General features: G+C 70.3%; 26 protein-coding genes and 1 pseudogene. 3 read left to right on the top strand and 24 right to left on the bottom strand.

Features of this window, described 5'->3' with window-relative positions; all coding sequences use genetic code 11:
- Nucleotides 1–20: 20 nt before the first annotated feature.
- A complete protein-coding gene (locus AOK24_RS00900; RefSeq protein WP_055718094.1) occupies nucleotides 21–245 on the top strand; it encodes a hypothetical protein in 225 nt (74 codons plus the stop codon).
- Between the two features lie 94 nt (nucleotides 246–339).
- Entirely contained in the window at nucleotides 340–2028 is a 1689-nt protein-coding gene (locus tag AOK24_RS00895; RefSeq protein WP_055718093.1) for a tyrosine-type recombinase/integrase, read from the top strand.
- Between the two features lie 708 nt (nucleotides 2029–2736).
- On the opposite strand, the gene AOK24_RS00890 is transcribed toward AOK24_RS00895, so the two are convergent.
- The 4 genes from AOK24_RS00890 to AOK24_RS00880 form a co-directional block, all read right to left on the bottom strand.
- Complete coding sequence (locus tag AOK24_RS00890) at nucleotides 2737–3408, bottom strand: hypothetical protein (protein ID WP_055718092.1); 672 nt, start codon at nucleotides 3406–3408, stop codon at nucleotides 2737–2739.
- On the bottom strand, nucleotides 3405–3539 hold the full coding sequence (locus AOK24_RS52180; protein WP_276206809.1) for a hypothetical protein: 135 nt from the start codon (nucleotides 3537–3539) through the stop codon (nucleotides 3405–3407). The genes AOK24_RS00890 and AOK24_RS52180 overlap by 4 nt, the downstream gene beginning before the upstream one ends.
- A complete protein-coding gene (locus tag AOK24_RS00885) occupies nucleotides 3536–3976 on the bottom strand; it encodes a DUF6415 family natural product biosynthesis protein (protein ID WP_055718091.1) in 441 nt (146 codons plus the stop codon). Before AOK24_RS00885 ends, AOK24_RS52180 begins: the two co-directional genes overlap by 4 nt.
- 100 nt (nucleotides 3977–4076) lie before the next feature.
- Nucleotides 4077–5261, bottom strand: a complete 1185-nt coding sequence (locus AOK24_RS00880) for a helix-turn-helix domain-containing protein (protein WP_055718090.1) — start codon at nucleotides 5259–5261, stop codon at nucleotides 4077–4079.
- Between the two features lie 119 nt (nucleotides 5262–5380).
- Here AOK24_RS00880 and AOK24_RS00875 point away from each other — a divergent pair, with 119 nt between their 5' ends.
- Entirely contained in the window at nucleotides 5381–5926 is a 546-nt protein-coding gene (locus tag AOK24_RS00875) for a flavoprotein (protein WP_055718089.1), read from the top strand.
- Nucleotides 5927–5968: 42 nt separating this feature from the next.
- On the opposite strand, the gene AOK24_RS00870 is transcribed toward AOK24_RS00875, so the two are convergent.
- The 20 genes and pseudogenes from AOK24_RS00870 to AOK24_RS00775 all read right to left on the bottom strand — a co-directional run.
- Nucleotides 5969–6280 (bottom strand): hypothetical protein, encoded by a 312-nt coding sequence (locus AOK24_RS00870; RefSeq protein WP_055718088.1) that lies wholly within the window; start codon nucleotides 6278–6280, stop codon nucleotides 5969–5971.
- Complete coding sequence (locus AOK24_RS00865) at nucleotides 6277–6501, bottom strand: hypothetical protein (protein WP_055718087.1); 225 nt, start codon at nucleotides 6499–6501, stop codon at nucleotides 6277–6279. The genes AOK24_RS00870 and AOK24_RS00865 overlap by 4 nt, the downstream gene beginning before the upstream one ends.
- 3 nt (nucleotides 6502–6504) lie before the next feature.
- Entirely contained in the window at nucleotides 6505–7251 is a 747-nt protein-coding gene (locus tag AOK24_RS00860; RefSeq protein ID WP_206191122.1) for a peptidoglycan recognition protein family protein, read from the bottom strand.
- 71 nt (nucleotides 7252–7322) lie between these two features.
- On the bottom strand, nucleotides 7323–7577 hold the full coding sequence (locus tag AOK24_RS00855; RefSeq protein WP_159051758.1) for a hypothetical protein: 255 nt from the start codon (nucleotides 7575–7577) through the stop codon (nucleotides 7323–7325).
- Between the two features lie 11 nt (nucleotides 7578–7588).
- Nucleotides 7589–8452 (bottom strand): hypothetical protein, encoded by an 864-nt coding sequence (locus tag AOK24_RS00850; protein ID WP_055718085.1) that lies wholly within the window; start codon nucleotides 8450–8452, stop codon nucleotides 7589–7591.
- On the bottom strand, nucleotides 8453–9535 hold the full coding sequence (locus AOK24_RS00845; RefSeq protein WP_055718084.1) for a hypothetical protein: 1083 nt from the start codon (nucleotides 9533–9535) through the stop codon (nucleotides 8453–8455).
- Nucleotides 9535–10563, bottom strand: a complete 1029-nt coding sequence (locus AOK24_RS00840) for a hypothetical protein (RefSeq protein ID WP_055718083.1) — start codon at nucleotides 10561–10563, stop codon at nucleotides 9535–9537. Before AOK24_RS00840 ends, AOK24_RS00845 begins: the two co-directional genes overlap by 1 nt.
- A gap of 9 nt (nucleotides 10564–10572) precedes the next feature.
- The gene (locus AOK24_RS00835; protein WP_055718082.1) at nucleotides 10573–11433 is read right to left on the bottom strand and encodes a phage distal tail protein; all 861 of its coding nucleotides are present in this window, start codon (nucleotides 11431–11433) and stop codon (nucleotides 10573–10575) included.
- A 13-nt stretch (nucleotides 11434–11446) separates the two neighbouring features.
- Nucleotides 11447–15412 carry a phage tail tape measure protein gene (locus AOK24_RS00830; protein ID WP_055718081.1) on the bottom strand — a complete coding sequence of 1322 codons (3966 nt, stop codon included), beginning with the start codon at nucleotides 15410–15412 and terminating at the stop codon, nucleotides 11447–11449.
- 18 nt (nucleotides 15413–15430) lie between these two features.
- On the bottom strand, nucleotides 15431–15706 hold the full coding sequence (locus tag AOK24_RS00825; RefSeq protein WP_240553593.1) for a hypothetical protein: 276 nt from the start codon (nucleotides 15704–15706) through the stop codon (nucleotides 15431–15433).
- A 32-nt stretch (nucleotides 15707–15738) separates the two neighbouring features.
- A complete protein-coding gene (locus AOK24_RS00820) occupies nucleotides 15739–16257 on the bottom strand; it encodes a hypothetical protein (protein ID WP_055718080.1) in 519 nt (172 codons plus the stop codon).
- Entirely contained in the window at nucleotides 16257–16736 is a 480-nt protein-coding gene (locus tag AOK24_RS00815; protein ID WP_055718079.1) for a phage tail tube protein, read from the bottom strand. The genes AOK24_RS00820 and AOK24_RS00815 overlap by 1 nt, the downstream gene beginning before the upstream one ends.
- A 67-nt stretch (nucleotides 16737–16803) precedes the next feature.
- Nucleotides 16804–17133 (bottom strand): hypothetical protein, encoded by a 330-nt coding sequence (locus tag AOK24_RS00810; protein WP_055718078.1) that lies wholly within the window; start codon nucleotides 17131–17133, stop codon nucleotides 16804–16806.
- A gap of 10 nt (nucleotides 17134–17143) precedes the next feature.
- On the bottom strand, nucleotides 17144–17557 hold the full coding sequence (locus AOK24_RS00805; protein ID WP_055718077.1) for a hypothetical protein: 414 nt from the start codon (nucleotides 17555–17557) through the stop codon (nucleotides 17144–17146).
- Nucleotides 17558–17561: 4 nt separating this feature from the next.
- Nucleotides 17562–17963, bottom strand: a complete 402-nt coding sequence (locus AOK24_RS00800; protein ID WP_055718076.1) for a hypothetical protein — start codon at nucleotides 17961–17963, stop codon at nucleotides 17562–17564.
- Nucleotides 17963–18373: a DUF6093 family protein gene (locus AOK24_RS00795; RefSeq protein ID WP_055718075.1), complete on the bottom strand. Its 411-nt coding sequence runs from the start codon at nucleotides 18371–18373 to the stop codon at nucleotides 17963–17965. The genes AOK24_RS00800 and AOK24_RS00795 overlap by 1 nt, the downstream gene beginning before the upstream one ends.
- Nucleotides 18370–18927 carry a hypothetical protein gene (locus AOK24_RS00790; RefSeq protein WP_055718074.1) on the bottom strand — a complete coding sequence of 186 codons (558 nt, stop codon included), beginning with the start codon at nucleotides 18925–18927 and terminating at the stop codon, nucleotides 18370–18372. Before AOK24_RS00790 ends, AOK24_RS00795 begins: the two co-directional genes overlap by 4 nt.
- Before the next feature lie 9 nt (nucleotides 18928–18936).
- Nucleotides 18937–19296: a hypothetical protein gene (locus tag AOK24_RS00785; protein WP_055718073.1), complete on the bottom strand. Its 360-nt coding sequence runs from the start codon at nucleotides 19294–19296 to the stop codon at nucleotides 18937–18939.
- Nucleotides 19296–19661, bottom strand: coding sequence for a hypothetical protein (locus AOK24_RS00780; RefSeq protein WP_055718072.1), 366 nt, complete (start codon nucleotides 19659–19661; stop codon nucleotides 19296–19298). Before AOK24_RS00780 ends, AOK24_RS00785 begins: the two co-directional genes overlap by 1 nt.
- A gap of 18 nt (nucleotides 19662–19679) precedes the next feature.
- Nucleotides 19680–19941: pseudogene (locus AOK24_RS00775) on the bottom strand (P22 coat protein - protein 5 domain protein); the annotation flags it as partial.

Genomic DNA, 19941 nt, shown 5'->3' with positions numbered 1-19941 from the left:
GGAGATGAGGGGGAGGCTGCATGGAGTCACCAACGTTGACGGCCTGGTTCGCCTTCAGTGACAACCTGCCAGCAGGGGAGGTGGTAGTTCCGGTCATGACCGAGCATGGCTTGGGCATCGCGATCCGCAGGGGGGCGATGCCTCAGGACACACTCGATGAGCTGAATCGGACCGCACAGTTTGTTTTGGGGGTCGGATTGGCCCAGATCAATCCCTCGCCGAAGCCGCCCGACCCGGAGAAGTAGGAGCAGAGGACACTGGAGGCTACGGCGACCTGTCCCGCCTCGGCCTCACACATCCTCTGCTCCGTAGCCCGATGGCTATGGAGCAAGGAGAAGAATGCCCGCGACGCGCCGCGCTGGCGGCATCTCGAAGCGGTGTGAGTGCCGTGGACCGGATGGGAAGCGACTGGGGCAGAAGTGCCCGCGGTTGTCTAAGCGTTCACACGGAAAGCACCGCGTCAGCCAAGAACTCCCCGTGGACGCCGAGGGGAAGCGCCGGCGCTTCCAGCGCACCGGCTACGTGGAACTGAAGGACGCGCAAAAGGACCTCGACCGCATCCGCGCGATCCTCGACCTGCCCGATGACGATGACGAAGACGGCCTGCGCCGCGTCGGTGACTTGCTCGACGAGCTGAGCGCGAGCCGCAGTCCGATTCCCGACCCGACCGAGGTCTCTCGCAAGCTCGGGGTCGGCGTACCGCTCGACGGCAAGACCCTCGTGGGTGACTGGCTCGACCGAGTCATGGAGTCCAAGAAGACCCGGGCCACCACGAACAGCGGCTACGCCTCGCACATTCGCGTCCACCTCAAGCCGGCGCTTGAGCACCTGCGCCTCGACCGGCTCACGGTCGGCCATGTCGAGGACATGTTCAATGCGATCGACGACCGCAACGAGGTGATCGCCGCAGAGAACGCCGCCCGCCGCGAGCAGGTACAGCGCTGCCGGTGGAAGAAACCCGGCCGCCCACCGGCCCGCGAGCGGGAGCGGCTGGAGCGGGAGCGGGAGATCCTCGCCGCCATGCCGCCCTTCCGGCGGATCACCGGCCCTGCCACGAAGCAGGCGATCAGGCGCACCCTCCGCATGGCCCTCAATAAGGCCATCGCAAAGCAGCTCATCACCTTCAACGCGGCCTCGCACGTCGAACTCGACGCGGCTCCCCGGCCGAAGGGTCTGCTGTGGACGGCAGAACGCGTCGAGCGGTGGCGGGAGACCGGTGAAGTTCCTGGCCCCGTCATGGTCTGGACTCCGGAGCAACTGGGTGCGTTCCTTGATGCTGCGGAAGAGAACAGGCTGTACGCCTTCTTCCACCTGATCGCCCATCACGGCCTTCGCCGCGGCGAAGGGGTGGGCCAGGAGTGGACGGACTTTTCCCCGGAGCGCAAGCAGATCCTGGTGGCGAAGGAGATCGTCGTCGGGGCGGACGGGTGGACGCCGATGGAGACGGCCCCCAAGACAGAGGGCAGCGCTGGCGTGGTCAAGGTGGACCGCAACACCGTACGGGTGTTGCTGGAGCACCGCGAGCGCCAGGCCGCCGAGCGGGACGTCTGGAACGCTGCGGCTGCGGAGAAGCGGGAGCGAGGCGAGAAGGCGTACGACTGGCTCGACACCGGCAAGATGTTCGTGCAGCCGGATGGGGCATGGCTCCACCCAGACACCGTCAGCAAGAGCTTCCGGCGCATCGCCACTCAGGCAGGCTTGCCGCCGATCAACCTCAGGGACCTGCGCCACGGCGCGGCGGCGCTCGTGAAGGCGGGCGGGGGTGATCTGCACGACGCCAAGGTCAAGCTGCGCCACTCGACGATCACGCTGACGTCGGACACGTACATGGAACTGTTCGAGGAGTACGAGGACGAGGTGACAGAGCGCGCGGCGGCGGCAGTGCCGCGAGCGCGCCGACCGCACAACGAAGCCCCGCCCGCGGTCGCTGTCCCGGGAGTGGGGCCCGACACGTCGCAGCCAACAGATGTGGGTGATGAACCGCCCACGGTAGGCGACGTCACTGACAATGGCATCCCGCCCGAGTAGAGTTGAGAAACATGAAGGGCCCCGTCACCGCAGGTGGCGGGGCCCTTCTGCTCAACCGGTGCTCAACCGGGAGTTGCGTAAGAGCGCGATACGGGGCGGTACGAGACACTACGAACGTGCGAACTGTAGACGACCGCCAGGCCGCTGACCTGGACCATATGACGCAGGGAGGCGCGACGCGATACGAGCCGATACGGGAGCTTCGGGGGAGGTCGCAGACTTTTAATCCATTGGTTGTCGGTTCGAGTCCGACAGGGCCTACGGTTTCGCCCCCAGCTCAGCGCGTCAGCGAGCTGGGGGCGTGGTGCTTTTTGGGTGCTGAAGATCATTAGCTCAGCCGAAGCTCAACCGAAGTGCAGGTGATCATGAGGTTGGGTGCCCGGCGGACACCTTCTCGGGCCAGTCGATTCCCGGAGTCCCCGGTGAGGCCCCCTGAGGCGTAAGCGAGGAGCGGGCGGCCGTCCATGCGGACGGCCGCCCTGCCCCGCCTCTGGCGTCCTGTCCTGGGCCGTGAGGCCGCAACGCCATCGGCGGGCTCATCCCGCGAGCAGGTAAGGCTGGCGGGAAGCTGGTTGCCGAGCCGGAGTGACCCGCCGCCGGCGTACAGGGGTGCGCGCGGCGGCGGGCCTGGCCGCCTCTCCGTGGGGGACGTGCGGGCGGCCGTCGGTCCCGCTCCCGGCCGCCGGTGTCAGGCCGGGAGCGGGGGGCTCAGGGCGGGGACACGGCTTGGGCTTCGGTCTCCAGGCGGTCGAGGGTGATCGGCTCGACCTCGTGGAGGGAGACGACCTCGCGGGAGGCGTAGATCCAGCGCAGGCGCTGCTCGTCCTCGTACGGCACCTCGACGAGGTCGGCCGGATCGCTGATCAGGTCGAGGGTGTCCGGGTGGATGAGGGCTCCGGCGACGCCCCAGAGCGGGGCCCAGCCGACGAGGGCTGCGGTCCAGCCCCGGCGCAGGTGGGGGCACTGCTCGACGGCCTGGAGGGCGCAGGTCTCGTGCACGGGCGGGACAGTGACCGTCTCGCCCTCCCGCACCGGGGAGCGGCCGTCGCGGGCGACGAAGACGAACAGGTGTCGCTCGTCCGCGCGGGTGCCGATGGTCGTGGTCCCGCACACCTGGCACAGCAGGTGCGCCATCGCCTGCCGCTGGCGCAGCGGGTGCAGGCCCGCGAAGTCCGGCTTCCCACGCCCCCGCAGCACCGACATCCGGACCCACAGGACGCCGTGGCGCCGGTCCGAGGGGTGTTCGTCCGCGTAGCCGAGCCGCTCCTCGGCATCCCGGTTGACGTGCCGGACGAACCGGCTGGGCAGCGACTGCTCGCGGCTCCAGGTGGTCACCCAGGGCACCGGCGTGCCGTGCCAGTTCAGCCGGGTGGGCGTCACGAGGGACTCCCGGAGGCGGCGATGCCCCAGACCAGGGCGACGATCGTGGCGAGCAGGACGGTCAGGTAGGCGGCGGTGAGGACCGCGCGTCGGCGTCGGGGCTCGCCTCGGCGGGCGTGAGTCGGGGTCATCGCGCACGCGACCCATCGGAGGGAGCACTGCCGGAGAGTTTCTCGTGGTGGTAGGCGAGGGAGGTGATCGAGAGTGCGAGGTCATCGACCCGCGCCGTCTCTCCCTTCAGGCCGTCAGCCTCGCGGCGTGCCCTGCGCTTGCGGGCCTCCACGACGGCGGCAAGAGCCATCGTCGCCTCGGTGTCGCCCGGGTCCCGGTCCTTCGCCATCCTCTCGATCTCCGGCACCAGGCGGTCGAGGCAGGCGGTGAACTCGCGGCCGAACTCCGCCACTTCGCCGTGCCGGAGCAACGTCTCCTGCGAGCGGTACCACGTGGCAGCCGCACAGATTGTGCCGAGCGACGGCAGTTCGGTGCTCGGCACAATCTGTGCCTTGGTGACCGTGCCGTACGGGTCCACCTCGTAGACCTGCGCGGTTGTTCCACGGACCTGGGTCATCACTCACGCCTCCACGGTCACGGTGATCCGTCTCACACTGCGACCGTAGAGGCTTGGAAGGGGCACAACGCTCACAGTTTTGTGAGCGCTGTGAGCATGCCTACATGCCGACCCAAGCAGCCATGTAGTTCAGCGTGTCCGGCGTCCGCCGGGCAGCGTGTACGAGTCCCCGGATCGTCTCCCGCGCGCCTGGGTGGTAGCGGGTCTGCTCCGGCGCCGCTTTCCGCGCCTGCACGAGGTGATCGAGGGCGGCTTCGGTGTGCCCAGTCTCCATCTCGGTACGCGCTCGGTCGATCAAGAAGTGCGCGCGACGAGACGTCGCCAGGGCCGCCGGGATCCGTACGCGGCGGGCCTGCGTCAGGGCGTTGTCGTACTGGCCCATCTCGACGGCGGCGGACATGCGGTGCAGGGCCACGTTGACGGGCCCGAAGGACAGCCAGTGCACGTCGGAGGCGTCTCCGATCCGCTTCGCAATCTTCCGCGCTTCGCTGATGTGCTCTACCACCCCGGTCACGTCGTTGGCGCGCGCCGCGATCACGGACGCGCCGAGATGCAACTGACCAGCTACGGCGTGCCCTTCCCTGCCGTCCTCCGCCTGGCCGACGATGCTGTGCCCGGCGGCGATCAGCCGCTGTCCGATTGTGTACTCACCCTCCCTGAAGTAGACCAGGGCCCGCATGTACTGGCGGACGGCGCCCAGGCACGGATCGGAGGCACGTTCGGCGGCCCACGCCATCCGGTCCAGAGCGACCGTCGACAGGTCGTAGTAGCCGAGCTTCACCGCGATGTCGTGCGCCGTCCGGTAAGTGGAAGCGAGTGCCCTCCACGCCTCGGTCGACGGGGTGGCCCATGCGGTATGGGTGAGCTCGGCGATCACGCCGGGCAGGGCGCGGGCCGCGTTCCGCAGGTGAGTGGCGCGCACCTCGGCGCACAGCCGGTCTGACTCCGTGATCAGTGCGGCAGTCGGTCGCACGACCAGATCGGTGTTGATACCGAGGTCGTAGAGGTCGAGGGCTTCACGGATCGGCCGCACCAGTTCGGCGAGCCGGTCACGCTGGAGTTCAGTCACGTAGGGCTGTCCTGTAAGGGTGGTGACGTCGACCTTGAGCGCCTTTGCGATTGCCGCGACGAAGTTCTGAGTGGCTGGTCGGGCGCCGCATTCGACCTGGTTGAGCAGGCTGTACGAGAACGGTGTCCGGGCGGCCAGTTCCCGTTGGGTAAGCCTGGCCAGTCTCCGTTGCTCGCGGATACGGGTACCGATGTGGTCGTCGTCGAATGAGGGCATACTGGTCTCCTCGTTCCTTGCAGCCACTTGGAACGGTACTCGCGCCCAGCTGCGAGTGCAGGCGTCCGCCCTCGACTCCACTCGGATCGGGGGCGGTTGCATGTGGTCCGATAGGCGCCATGACCTCTCGTGTGCTGTACCTGTTCGGCTCCGCAGCCCCACCCGTCCTCAACGTCGCCGCCGTCATCGCGGACGCGCAGGAACGCGGCTTCGACGTGTGCCTCGGCTTGACCCCGACGGCCGCTCGCTGGCTGGAGCCTCAGCTACCGGAACTGGAGAGGCTCACTGGGCATCCTGTACGGAGCGAGTACAAGCGGCCGGGGGAGCCGGATGCGTGGCCGACGGCTGACGTGATCGCCTTCGCGCCGGCCACCTTCAACACGGTGAACGCGTGGGCGCTCGGCCTCACCCACGAGTTCGTGGTCGGGGTCGTCGCGGAGGGCATCGGGAAAGGGATCCCGATCGTAGCCATGCCATGTGTGAACGCTGCGTATGTGCAGCACCGGCAGTTCGAGCGGAGCGTCGCCGAACTGCGAGAGATGGGGGTCACCGTGCTGTATGGCGAGGGCGGGTTCATCCCGAACCAGCCGGGCCGAGGGCAGCCGGGCGAGTATCCGTGGGGCCTGCTGCTCGATGCGGCGGAGCGCCTCGCGCCCCGGGCATGACGAAGCGGCCCTCACCCTCCCGGAGGAGGGTGAGGGCCGCGGTCATGTGCCGTCGGGTATGCGGGTCTCGACCCGCGTGATTCTCCGCTCATGGTCGTCGAGACGCTGGCCGTGCTCGTCGAGTTGGTCGTCGTGAGCGCCGAGCCGGGGCATTACCCCGGGCCGAGCCGGAACTCCAGGGCGGCCCGGTGTGCCGACCCAGTCGTCCCGGATCTCTTCCGCCCAACCCGCGATCCGGCGTACGGCTCGGAGCAACTGCCACACCAGGGTCGTAAGTCCGGCGATGGCGCTGATGGCCACGGACCAGGCGACCGCAGTGTCCACGGTCGGCACGCCGGTCGCGGCTTCCGTCATCTGGTTTCTCCGTCGTCGGTACGCAGCCAGTTCGGAAGGAGCGCCTGGACGCCGGGCAGCGCCATGACCCGGGTCGCGCCGGCCGAGACGGCGAGCGCACCGGCCACCCACGGCAGCGCGGCGGGGATTCCGGAGGCGCTGACGACGGCGGGGAGGACGGCCGCGATACCGAGCGCGGTCTGGATGATCGTGCGCGCGGTGCGCTTCGCTGCGTTGGACATGAGTCAGGCTCCCTTCGCGGCGAGGGCTGCGGTCAGCTTCTCGACGGCCGTGGTGAGGCTGTCGAGCTTGGCGGCGAGGACGTCGTAGTGCGCGTCGCCGTACTCCAGGAACGTCCCGGCGGGGGTCGGCACGGGCTTGCCCGCGGCGTCCTTGCGGAAGCGGTTCGGAATCGGCTGCGCCCAGACGGCGGTGGCGATCTCCTTGGCAGTGGGCATGTCGGTGTCCTCCTTGGACGTAGAGGTGGTGGCCGGTCGCGGGGCGCCCTTCTGCACCCACGCGTAGAGGGGTCCGCCGGGGCAGTCGGTGGCGTAGCCGTCCCGGTGCCCCTTGATCTCGGTTCCCGCGCCGTTCTTGCGGAGCAGCTCGATCCCGTCGCGGATCGCGCCGAGCATCGCGTCCGTCGGCTTGGTCAGCCCGGAGGAGCCGAGGAGGCCGACGATCGCGTAGTGGTTCCTGTTCAGCTCCTGGTTCCCATTGGCCCCCGTACGTCGGCCGATGCCGCGCCCCTCCAGCAGGTAGCCGTGGGGGCAGGCCGCGTAGTTGTACGCGACGTCGCTGTAGTTCTCCCTCTTGTTCGCGAGGTGGGAGGCGCGTATGTCTTTCCACTCCGCGAGGCATGCGGAGTGGTCGGTGAGGAGGCGCGTGCTGACGGACGTCCCTTCGTAGTGGATCTTCACGCCTCGGGTGGACGTCTGGATGGGCGCGGCCGAGGTGGGCCAACCGAGCTGGGCGCGGGTGACGAGCTTCATCGGGGGCTCCTTGCGTGCGAAAGCCCCGCAGCCGAGTGGCGCGGGGCGGATGGGGCAGGCGTGGGGGTAAGTCAGGCCGGGAGTTCCAGCCAGTAGTTGAGGTAGTCGTCGGGCGTCTGCTCGGTGTAGAAGGCGGCTTTGCCGCCGCCGCCCGCGATGATCCACCAGCCGACGGGGACTCGGCGGCGCTCGCCGTTGAATCGGACTACGAGTTCCTGTCCGTCGTCGCTTACCAGGTCGACGGTGCCGGAGAGCCAGTCGACGAGGGCGTCACCGTTGGTGCCGTCGTAGCGGCGGGACTCGAAGCGCGGTATAACGACGGGCACGGTGGGCTCCATCAGGTGAGGTTGGGTTCGAGGAGGATCGAGCGGTAGGCGATCGTCTGCGTGGTCGCGGAGTTGAGCCGGTGCAGGGTCTTGACGGTGAGGGTCTCGCCCGGGGCGAGCCCGGTAAGTGGGTGGCGCAGGCTCAAGCTGAGGTTGTTGGCGCCAGGGACGACGAGCGCGGCGTCGTCGTTCTCGGCGTACCGGATGCCGGACGCCGTACCGGTGGCTCGCCACGACGTGAGGGCGTTGAGGGTGCCGGTCGCGCGCTGCGTACAGCGGATCGTGACCGTCACGCGGCCGGTCGGGGGCACGGTGCAGGTGGCGGAGAAAACGCCGCTCAACGCGTCGGCGTAGGTAGTGCTGGTGTTGGTGGTGGTGACGGCGTCCTCGGCCCAGCCGTTCCCGGGAACTCCGCTGACCGCGATTCCGGCGGTGCTGAGGGTGAGGGCGGCTCCGCCGGCGGCGAGCGTTGCGAGAGCTGCCTCGCCTCCGGTCTCTCCGCCCTGAAGCGTCAGACCCGCCGTCGCCGTTCCGGCCTGCGGGGAGAGCAGCAGGACGACGGGGACGCTCCCGGCTGCGGTGGGTTTGCGGTAGGCGGTGAGGGCGCCGGCCGCGATGTCGCCGGAGCCGGAGAGGAAGGCGACGGCGGGCGGGTAGACGACGCTGCCGTCCGGCAGGGTGACGCCGGTGGGGCTGACCGGGACCAGACGCAGACTCTGCTCCGCCGAGCCGAGGACGGAGAGCGAACCGGAGGAGAGCGAGGCGTGCTCCAGGCTCCGGGACGCACGCAGCTCGCGGACAGCGCGCTGGAGCTGGCGGACAGCCTCCCACAGGGCTCGGGGGTTGCCGGGAAGGGACTCTGCGCGCAGCGGCATCTAGTCCTCCTCCACGAGTACGGGGGTGACTCGGTCGGCGCCGGGGTCCAGACGCCAGGCATAGGCGCGTGACACGGTTTCGGCGCCGAGTGGGTGGCGGGGCGAGGAACTGATCTGGACGTGGACGCTGTCGCCGAGCGCCCAGTCCAGGCCGAGGCGGGGGGCGCGGGAGGCGACCGCGTCGACCGTCCACGTCCGGGTGCCGGTGCGCTGCTGGGCGAGGGCCTGGACGGCATGCGCGGTGAGCTGGTCGGGGTCGGTCAGGCCGGAGCTGGGGGTGAATCGGTTCTCCCACCGGCACCAGCCGGCCGCGATGAGGTCGGCGGCGCTCTGATCAACACCTCGCAGTCGCGCCGCGCCTTCTCCATCGCCCCAGGCCCGTACGACGGTGGCGCCCCGGCCGCTCTCGTACGACTCGCTGAGGCTGTAGGAGGCAATGCAGCCGGGCAGGTCGAACACGGCCTCTGGCGTTGTCGACTGCACGCCGATCGTCGGCCGGACCCGGACGACCAGTTGGACGGCCGACTGCGCCGAGTCCGCCCACACAGTGTCGATGGTCCACTCCGGGGCCCCCTCCATCCCCGCGAGTTCCTGCAAGGCGCTCAGGGCAGTGCGGTCGTCGCCGTCCTGGAGGAGGTAGGTGATCGGTGCACTGCCCGCGACGGCGTCGATGACGATCGGCGGGGCGTCGGTCAGGACTGCGGTTGCGAGGTCGCTCATGATGAGGGCCTGGTCGCGGGCGATCCCGGTGTAGGCGCCGGTGTATCGGCGGTCGAGGTACGCCTCGGGGGTGGCCGCGCCGAGCTGCACGACGGTGTCGGAGCCTCCCGCACGGGTGAGGACGATCCCGGACCAGACCGGGCGGCTGGTGTAGGTGTCGACGGCGACCAGGAGAGTGCGGCCCGGGTCCGTCGCCGATTCCCACTGTGCCGGCGCCCCAGCGAGGTCGAGATCGAGTTGGCCGCTGCTCGACAGGCTCAGGCGACGTTCGAGTGGTCCGGACGGCGTGAGCGAGCGCAGTTCCTCGGCGATGCGGCCGGACTTCAGGTCGCAGGCGAGCCAGGTGAGTTCGACGGCCGGCATCAGACGGTCTCGTAGACGATGTGGGCCCGCATGTGGGCGGTGACGCCGCCCCAGGTGTAGCCGAGGGCGCCGGGGGAGACGAGGCCGATGTCGCCCGCCCGGTGGGCCTGGACGACCGCGGTGTTGCCGCCGGCCTCGACCGCGATGTGCAGGGGATGCCACAGACCGGTGCCGCTCTCCCGGTACTTTCCTTCGCCTTGCCAGCCGAACGGATCGCTGCCGAACGTCGCCGCGGTGAACGGGAGGCTGACGGTGATCGAGCCGCTGCCGAGACTGCTGCCCGTCCCCCAGGCGAGCATCGCGACGACCTCGCAGCGCGTGCCCGTCTTCCAGTAGCGGCCCCGGACGGTCGAGGCGCCGAGGGCGGACAGCCCGGCCCAGACGGGCGTGTACGCGGTCCACGCGGTGACCGGCCCGTACGTCTCCCACGCGGTGCCGTTCCAGCGACGCAGTTGGGTGCCGTCGTCCCAGTACTGCCCGGTGTACGGGCTGCCGGGCGCGGTGGTGGCGGGGAGGATGCCGCCGGGTGCGGTGGTGACGGGGCGGCCGTCCTGGACGGAGGCAGCGCCGCCGCCGGAGGGCGGGACGGTGATCGTGGCGAGCGGGATGTAGATCTCCGACGCTCCCGGGGTGGGGGCCGCCGGCGACGCCGAGGCGGTCCCGGCCAGGTATACGGCGTCGGCCTTGCGCAGGCCGGTGGAGTCGACGTCCGTGTCCCACACCCGCAGATAGACGAGGTCGATGCGGGTGAAAGAGGCGTGCGCGGCGTTCAGCGTGCCGACCACCGTCGCGGAGGCGAGGAACGCCCGGTACAGGCCCTGGCCCGAGCGGTAGAGGGAGGCGACGCCAGCGGCGACGTTGATGGTCGTCCCGCCGGTGAGAGTGACCGCGAGGCCGGGGTCACCGGGACGGACGCCGGAGCGTCCCCCGAGCGCGGTGCCGTCGCCCATGACGGCGGTCATGGACGCGCGGCGCAGGTCCGAGCCCGCGTAGGTGACCGTGTTCTGCCAGGTGGGGTTGGTCGGCACGGGGTCTCCTCACAGCCAGGCCGACCGCCACCGGGCGGTCAGGAGCGCGGACGGGTTGTAGGCGGCGGCGGTGAACGTGATGGTCACCGACTCGCCGGGCGGGATCTCCGGCCACTGGCCGGACAGGTAGCGGCGCCGAGACGCGGACCCGAGCATCACCGTGTGCGCGTCCGTGTCGATGGTCAGGACGTCTCCGGCCCCGAGGGTGTCGGCGTAGGCGAGGGAGCGGACCGCGCCGTCCTCGTACAGCACCGCGACGGTCGGCTGCTGCACCGGCCCGGCGACGGTGAACATGGGCCGGGTGGCGACGGAGCCTCGGTTGGCGGCGTCGAACTGCCCGGACACCGTGGTCGCGCTGATCGTCCACGGCGGCGCCGCCGGCAGAACGAGGCCGCCGGTGGTGGAGGGCAGAGCCGTCTGCCCGATCTGCTCGACGGCCTCGTAGCGGCGCGGGTCGGCCGCCGTCACCAGCACGCTGTACTGCGCGGTGGTGTCGGTCAGGTACTGGAGCAGCAGTTTGCCCGACCGTCGGACGACGGTCCGTTTTGGGTCTTCCTCGCCGACGGTGAGCACGGTGTCGGTCAGACCGGCCGCCGCACGCAGCCGCTCCATCGCCTGCTCCAGCTGGGCTCTGGAGGGGGCGACGATCGTGCCGCCGAGGGTGACAGGTCGCGCCCCGAGGTAGACGGGGGACGGCCATGCCCCGTGGTCGCCCTCGCGGTCGCTGTACTCCGCGCGGATCTCCGGGCTGTCCCAGCCCTCCAAGGTCTGGAGGTACCACGCGGTCCCCGCGTCGTCGACCGCGCCCAGGGCGACGCTGCCCAGCGTCGCCCCGAGCCCCGACAGGGCGGCCCCTGGCGTGTACGGCATGATCGCCCTCCTCTCAGCCGACCCAAGCCATGTGGCGGGCGATGTCTGCGGCCTGCTCGGCGGTTGACTGCCGCGCGCCGTTCAGCGTCACGTTGACCGTTCGGGTCACCTCCTGCGCCGGCGCCGTGCTGCCCGTACGGCCGGAGCCGTACCGGGCCGCAGGCACCAGCTGGTAGCCGAGAGCCGAGGCCGTCGCGGCGAGCAGACCCCGCGAGCGCGCGGACGGCGTCCACGGAATCCACGACTCCGGCACCCCCGCCTCACCGCCGAGCACCATCTGCGGGCCGGTCAGAATGCCGCCGCGCGCCATCGCCTTGCCGCCCTGCTGCACCCACTGCCGTACGAAGGTGTCCTTGTAGGCGGCGGGCAGGGCCTTGATCTGACCGGTCATCTTCGGGACCAGGGCGCGGATCGCGGCGACGTCCAGCCCGGCGGCGATCAGGTCGGCATAGCCGCGCCCGGGAGCCCCGCGCAGTGTCGACAGCAAGGTCAGCGCGTCCGCCAGGTCGTCCCCGCTCAGCGTCCCCTGCGCCCCTTCGACCGTCTTGTTCGCCGCCGCGACGTCCTTCGGCGAGCCGGTGACCGCCTGTCGGGCGAGCGCCTGCGCCGACGTGTCGCCCTGGGCGGCCAGGGCCTGCGCCAGACTGCCGAACCCGCGAGCGGCCAGGGTCTGGAGATCGGCCGCGAACTGCTTCGACTGCGCGGTGCTTGCGCCGAGCTGCCGGGTGAAGTCCGCCAGCGTCGTCTTCGCGAACTCCCCGGTCTTCAGCAGCTTCGCGGTGATGTCCTTGAACTGCTTGTCCGAGGCGCCGGCCAGGGCCGCGACGAGCGCGGCACCGTCCTCGCCCATCCCCTCCAGGAGGGACCGGATCTCCTCCCCGCCCCGCTTGCCGATCTTCGCCAGCTGGGACCGCCACGCCTCGGTCGCCTTAAGCGAGATACCCAACTGCTTCTGGTAGGCGGCCAGGTTGAACGCGCCCGGCGCGGGAGCCCCGGCCCTCAGCCCGAGCTGGGCGTCGAGGGACTTCACCGCCGCGTACGCGGTCGCGGCCTCCTTGCGGGCGGCGTCGCGGTCCTTCTTCGTCGACTTCTTGTCGCGCAGGACCTTGTCGCGCTCCTTGAGCGCGTCCTGGTACTCCTTCCAGGCGTCCCGGAGCTTGTTGACCAGGTCGTCGTACCGCTGCTTGGCGTCCGACGGACCGCCCAGCACCGGCTGCCCGGACGGCTCGTAGGTGAAGCCGCCCAGCAGGCCGCCGGACGCGAAATGGCCCGCGTTGAGCCGGTCGAACATCGCCACGCCGTACTTGCGGACCGACGACGCCTTGATGACGTACTCGCCGTTGCTGATCAGGGCCGGGATGCTGTCCGACGTTCCCGTCCCGGGCCCGACGATGGGGCCGCCGTCCGGGATGAACTGGACGGGCCCCCCGTCGGCTCGGCGGATCAGGCCACCCTGAGCGTTCGGAGTGACCCCCGGAATGGACTTGCGGACCGTGGTGAGGTACTCCGTGCGGTAGACACCGATCCCGATGGTCCTGCCCGTGACGCTGTTGATCGCGCCCTGGATCGCCGAGATGGCGGCTGTGGGCGGCCCCGTCGGGATGGTGATGCTCACCCGCCCGTCCTTCATATGGGTGACCTTGAAGCCGACGTCCGTCAGCGCTTTCTCGGCCTGTCCGGTGAGCGCGTTGACGGTCACCGACTTGCCCTTGGTCTCCCGGAGCCGCTGCTGTACTCCTTCGAGGTCGGCGACAGCCGCCTTCGTGTCGGCCTTCACGGTCGTCGTCGTCGACACCGGCATCTGGAGGTAGGAGGAGAGCAGGTCGTCGACAACGTCCTTGGCGAACCCGGCCGTGAGCATCTGCTGCCGCAGCAGCGAGATGTCCTTCTCCAAGACCTTCTGCCCGGCCTCCTGGGACCCCTTCTGCTCGCTGATCGCCTGCGCGTGCTCCATCGCGGCTGAAGCGGCGTCCAGGAACGCCGACTTGACTTGCCGCCCCTTCGCGCTGGTGACGTCGAGCGACCTGCCGTTGTCCTTCACCGCCTCCGTGAGGTCGGCGAGGGACTGCCTGAAGGAGATCTCACGCTGGGCAGCGCCGATGTTGACGCCGTTGAGCGCGTTGAGGGAGTCCGCGAGCTTCTCCGCCTCGGTCCGCTGATCCTGAAGCTCGTCGGCCGTCAGGCCGAGTTGCTTGGCGAGTTCCGCCTGCGAGGTCGCGTTGGTCTTGGACTGCGTGTCCACGTTGGCGAGCGCGTCGGTGTACTGCGGCATCAGCGTCAGGAGCTTCTCCTTGCTGGTGCCGTCCGCCGCCGCAGCACCCGCGAGCCGGGTGAAGGCGTCGCTCGCGAGCTGGGCATTGCCCGACTGCGCGAGCTGTGCCAACGCCTCGTCGACCGCCTTGATCTTGTCGCGGGCCTCTTGAAGGGGGATCTGCGTCTCCGCCAGCCCCTCGGTGATCCCGAAGGTCAGCGAGTTGACGACGTCGGTCGTACGGGCCTTCCAGTCCGGGTGCGCCACACGCTGTACGGCCTCGCCGAACCCGTCCAGGTCGCTGCCCAGCTTGCTGAGCGCCTCGCCCCCGACGTTCCCCGTCCGGGCGAGGTCGACCAGGCTGTTCGCCATCTTCGACACCGACGGCGGCGCGTCCTGGAACTCCTTGCGGACCTGCTCGGAGGCGTACGAGATCAGCTCCAGGCCGGCGACCACGATGCCGACCCTGCCGAGGGTTCCGAGAATGGCCCTCGTGCGGGCGGCCGTCAGCCCCATGGAGGCGAGCGCCGTACGGGTCGCGGCGATCCTGGGGAGCAACAGGAGAACACCGGCCGCAGCCAGGGCGGCAGCTCCACCGATGCCGCTGAACAGCGTGACCGCGTGCTGGAGCGACGGCGGGAGGTCGTTGTACGCGTTCACCAGCCGGGTGACCCACTGGGTCATCGCCCGCAGCGAGTCGTTCGCCGCCGACCCGGACTCGATCAGGGCGACCTCGATCGCCCCGCGCAGCCGCTCCAGGTCGCCGACGAGGTTGTCGGTCTGCGTCGCCGCCATCCGCTGAGCCGCGCCCTGGTCGTCGACCGCATCGACGTACTTCGTGATGCCGTCGGCGCCCAGCTCGTACAGGATCGTCGCCGACCGTACGGCGTCCGCGCCGAAGATCGTCGCCATCGCGGCGTTCCGCGCCTCCGGCGTGAGCTTGGAGAACGACGTCTTCATGCGGGCCGACAGTTCCTCCAAACCCACGAACTTCCCGGTCGCGTCGTAGGCGGAGAAGCCGATCTCCTCCATCATCGTCTTCGCCTCTTTGCTCTGAGGCACGAGGCGCTGAAGCATGACCTTCAGGGAGGTCCCGGCATCGGAGCCGATCAACGCGTGGTCGGCGAACGCCGCGAGGACGCCGACGGTGTCCTCGATGGACAGGCCGGTCTGGTGCGCGAGCAGACCTCCCATCCGCAGAGACATCGCCAGCCCGTGGACGTCGGCCGCGCTCTTGTTCGCGCCGGCGGCGAGGAGATCGGCGACGTGGGTGACGTCCTTGCCCTTCAGGCCGAAGGTGTTCATGGCCTGGGCGCTCACGACCGCGGCCTCAGTGAGGTCGACCTGACCGGCCGCCGCGAGCGCGAGGGCTCCCTTCAGCGCGCCGCCGACGATGTCGGCCGTGCTGACGCCGGCGCGCGCCAGCTCGGCTTCCGCGCGGGCCGCCTCAGTTGCCGTGAAGCTCGTGGTCTTGCCCGCTTCGAGCGCGGCGGCGCGGAGCTTCTTCATCTCCGCGCCGTTCGCCTGGGTCACGGCGCGGACGTTGCTGAGTTCCTTGTCGAACTTGGCCGCTGCTGTGGCGGCCAGCGCGAATCCGGCGACCAGCGCTGTGCCGACAGCCGCGCCCGCGCCCGCGAGCTGGGACGTCTGGCGTGCGGCCTGCCGCATGCTGCTGGTGTAGCGGTTGACGTCCCCGACCAGGCGGACAGTGACGGTGCGGGTGACCACGGCTCACCCCCCGTCGCGTTATTGCGTTGTGCGCTCGATCCGAACGTGGAGGCCCTCGGCCTGCCCGCCCTTGTCCTGGTAGGCCCGCACCGTCCGCGCCGACGCGGTGCAGGCGTGACAGCGGATCAGCTCCGCCGTATAGCCGAACTCGTTGTCGGCGGCCGTGGCTTCACTCCAGGGCTGTCGGCACTCCGGGCAGGCGTCGGCTTCCACCTCCAGCAGAGCCAGCGCCCACGCCCGGTCCTCCGCCAGCCACAGCGGCTCGCCGTCGTGCACGACGCGCCCCAGGAACACCGATCTCGGCACACCCCAGGCGCGCGCCGCTTCTACTTCCCGCCGCCAAGGCCCGCCAGGAGCGCGGAGGCGGCCAGCGAGAAAGGGGCGACGTCGGCCGCATGGTGGACGTCCCACGCAGCGTCGAACAGCTTCTTGATCTCGCCCTGGCTGATGACCTCGAACAGGGCGGCGGCCTGCTTCTCGCTCATCACCGGGTCGATGCAGGCTGCGGCGATCAGCGCGCGTGGGAACGTGCGGTCGTCGAACAACTCGTTGTCGTTGTCCGACGGGTGGGCGGCCAGCAGGTCGGAGTACGCGCGGTCGCCGATGTACCGCAGCGTGAACGGCTGTTCCGCCGCCTTCGCCAGCTCCCGGGCCTCCCGCAGCCGCGCGGCGATAGCTCGGCCCGGATGGGCCTCGGCGATGTTCGACGGTTCCCAGTCCTCCGACACCCGCGACAGCTCGTCCGCGAGCTGCTCGACCTCGCCCGCGAGATCGCCCCGGACGCACACCTGCACAGTGCGCTGCCGGGGCTTGGCCGCCTTGAGGATTTCTTCGATGTCGGACATCAGGCCACCGTCGCGGCGGTCGCCGGGGCGTCCGTGACTTTCATCGGCGACACGAACTTCGCGACCTCGTTCGCGGCCGGAGAGCTGTTCTGCGGCTCGCCGCAGGCCATCGGGTAGACCTCCACCTTCTGGCCAACCGTCCACGCGGTGGCGTAGGCGACTGCCCGGCGGACGACGAGGAAGCCGGAGACCCCGTACTTGAGGGTCGTGAACGGGGCGTCGTCGGTCGGGTTGTCGCCGCGCTTGAAGGTCAGTTCGGTGTCGAAGCCCACCCGGCCGACCGTCTTCGTGTCGAAGGTGGACGCCAGCGAGGACGTGTCGACGTCCGCTGTGGACGGGTCGAGTTTGAGGCCGTCCGGGGTGATGCGTGTGGTGTAGTCGGCCGCCGCCGTCAGTTCGGCGACGGTAGGGGCGTTGATGTTCGCGATGGCGCTGGCCCACGCCACGCGGGTCTTGCCGTCGCTGATCAGGTCAGCCATGAGAGTCCCTCCAGGGCATCAAAAAACCCCGGCCGTCGGCGCGGGGCGGGCAGGGGCGGGGAGCGGATCAGATCCGCAGGGACGCGACGGTGACGGAGGCACTCGCGCTGTAGCCGATGGCGCACAGGCCGTCGGTCTGGGACTGGAAAAGGTCCGGCTGGAGCGGGCCGATCATCCGTTCCCCGGATGCCGGGACCGCGACCGTCAGGTTCGCAACGGCCTGCCCGCGTACGGACGCCGTCGCGGTGAGCGTCACAGTCACCGACGACGCCGAACCGTTCTTCACGTGCAGGAAGTTCCGGTCGCCGACCGCGCACTTGTCCCCGCCGGCCGCCGCCGAGGCGTAAGCCGGGTTCAGCCCGGCGAGGGCGACGACCTGGGTGGTCAGGGTGGCCATGGGTCCTCCATCAGGCGGGAGTTGAGCAGAGCCGGTATTGGACCGGCACGTAGAAGACAGGCGGTGTGACGTCGTCGTCCCGCTGTACGGGCGGCCCGCCGAGGTCCTCGGCGGGCCAGCAGATACGGCCCTCTACCGTGAGGGGCGCGGCGAGGGCCCGGCGGACCCGGGCGGCGACCCACAGGGCCCGTACGACGTCGCTTCCGACGCAGGTGACCTGCATGACGGTGTCGAAGTCGTCGCGGTTGTCGGCGAGCGACGCCCTCACGGCCTTGCCCGGGTCCGGGTACAGAACGGCGAACTTGTCCGGCGGCGACCACCCGGCCGTGGTAGGTGCCCCGCCCACGTACACGGTGAGGCCGATCGCTTCCAACGCGGCCTGGACGGCGTCCATGTGCGGGAGAGCGTCGGGAGGAGTGCTCACCGGCTCACCACCACGCCAGTCCGCGCGCGGCCAGCAGCTCCATCTGCGCGACGAACGCCGGGAGTTCGGCGTCCAGGGCCCGGCCGCCGTCCCGGTGCGGCGGGTTCTTCACGGACCCGTACTCCAGCAGGTTGCCCAGAGCCCCCTGGGTGCCCGCCTTGTCCGGGCCGATCGTCGCCGCCCACACGTCCGGGCCGTACGCGGCGACGTCGAAGCCCACTGTCCGCGGGTAGAGCTTGCCCGCGTGCTTGCGCCCGCTGGCGCGGGCGTTGTTGCGCCAGTCGTTCTTCACGTTCACCGCGCCCCGGACGACGACCTGGCGCGCGTCGCGGCGGATACGCGGGATGCTGCGCGCGAGGTGGCGCTCCAGGCGGCGGACGTCACCCATGTCGAAGCGTGCGCTCATCAGGCCCTCACCTCCGCTCTGATCCGCCAGGCCGTGGCAGTGGAGTTGAATTTGACGCCGGTGACCCACAGGCGCAGCCCGACCATGCGGGTATCCGGTGCGGCAAGGACGTCGATGACGGCGCCGGGCAGAGGCCGTTCTGTAACTGCGGTGCTCCACGGCACGGAGACCTCGAAGTCGGTCAGGGTGATCTCCCGCTCGGCGGCCGTGACTTCCTCGCTGCTGGCAACGGGCTTCACCCGCGCCTCGCCTGTGTAGTAGTCCACGAGCGGAGGCCCCGGGGTGGTGGTGCCGGTGGCCCGGTCGAAGACGTCGGGCCCCGGCATCCACAGGTGGATGCGGTCGCGCTGGAGGTCCTCAGCCGCTGCCCGGCCTCGGGCGAGGAACTCCTCGAAGCCGGGGGCGGTCACGATGAGCTCACCACCCAGACGCAGCGCACTCCCAGCTCCCGCTGGAGCGCGGCGAGTTCGCTGGGCAGCAGGTCACCGGTGGCCTGGAGGGCTTCGGTCGCGTACACCTCGCGGTAGTCGTCGATGGCGCGCTCGCGGAGGCCCGCCGCCAGTCCGGCCGGCGTGCTGGCTAGGCGGTCGGCGACCTGGCAGGTGAGTTCCACGATGCCGTCGGGCAGCGTGTCCCAGCCTCGCCGGTAGGTGACCTGCACGCGGATCTGGCATCCGACGTGGAGGTGCTCGCCGTCCCACCACCAGCCGGTGAGGGCGGTGAGGGCGCCTGTCTCGTCCACGGACGAGACGGCCTGGACCTCAAGGACCGGCGGGGCTGGCAGTTCGACCTTGCCGTCTTCGACCGGCAGCTGCACGGTGACGGCGCTGGCCGTGATGGGCTGGCCTGCCGCGCGGCGGATGCGGGTCGACGCGCGGGCGAGCAGCGAGTCGGCGGACGCCGGCGGCAGGTTGTAGCCGTAGGTGGTGGCGTCCGCCCCGGTGGCGAGAGGAGGGAGCGGCACGGTGCCTCCTCAGATGGACGGGGTGCCGTACTTGTCGATGAGGTCGGCCTTGGTCATGCCGTCGGCCTCCTCAGCGTTGGCGCCGTTCACGACGGCCCAGCCCACCCAGTCCGCCTTGCTGGCGGTCTTCCCTGGCTCGGTCAGAGGGGGCCCGGTGACCTGCTGCCCCGGGGCCGGTACCTGGCCCGCGCCGGTGGTCTGCTCGGAGTCCTCGTCCGGTTCGGCCGGAGGCTCGATGTAGGGGGTGCCGTCCTCGTTGACGCGGCGGAGCATGCCCTTGCGCAAGCGCTCCTCGATCGGCTCGGGCAGCGGCAGGTCCATCGCGTGGATGCCGCCGCCCTCGCCGCGAACGTAGATCGTCTCGGCCATCAGGTGTTCCTCGGGACCTTGAAAGCGGTGATGGTCATCGCGACGGACGTCTCCACGATCAGAGAGCCGTCGTTCTGGAGGAACCGGCCGGACTCCACCGGCCCGATCCACTGGGTGGCTCCGCTGGCCACCGTCACGGCGAGGGCGCCCTGTCCGGAGGCGATGGCCAGGGGCAGGGAGCCCGCGAGGACGGTGGCGGTTCCGGAACCGCCGGAGGCGTTGGAGACCCGCAGCAGCGTCAGCTCCGGGAACGAGGCGGCGACCTGGCCGCCGTTGCCCGCTCCGGAGGCGACCGCTGTGCCCGCCGGATCGGCGAGGCTGCCGTTGGGAACGAGGTTGCTGTACGGAACAGCGGTGCGTGCCATAGGGGTTGACCCTCCTGATCAGGTCTTGGACGCGATGGCTGTGGCCAGCGCCTCGGGACGGATGACCTTCGCGCCGTACAGTGCGAGCCCCTTGACGGCGTCGGAGAAGGACGACTCGGGCCGGTACGCCTCGGTCTTGTTGATCTGCTCGGCGAAGCTGATCGCGCTGCTGTTGCCCGCGGTGACCACGTAGTCGTCGCCGGTCGGGTTGGGGCAGTTGTTCGACCGGTAGATGGTGAACGTCCCGGCGCGGCCGACGTAGCCGTTGCGCAGGGCCTGC

Origin of the sequence: Streptomyces niveiscabiei, assembly GCF_001419795.1 — a bacterium.
Lineage (GTDB): Bacteria > Actinomycetota > Actinomycetes > Streptomycetales > Streptomycetaceae > Streptomyces > Streptomyces niveiscabiei.
This window is presented reverse-complemented; position numbering and strand designations above follow the sequence as displayed.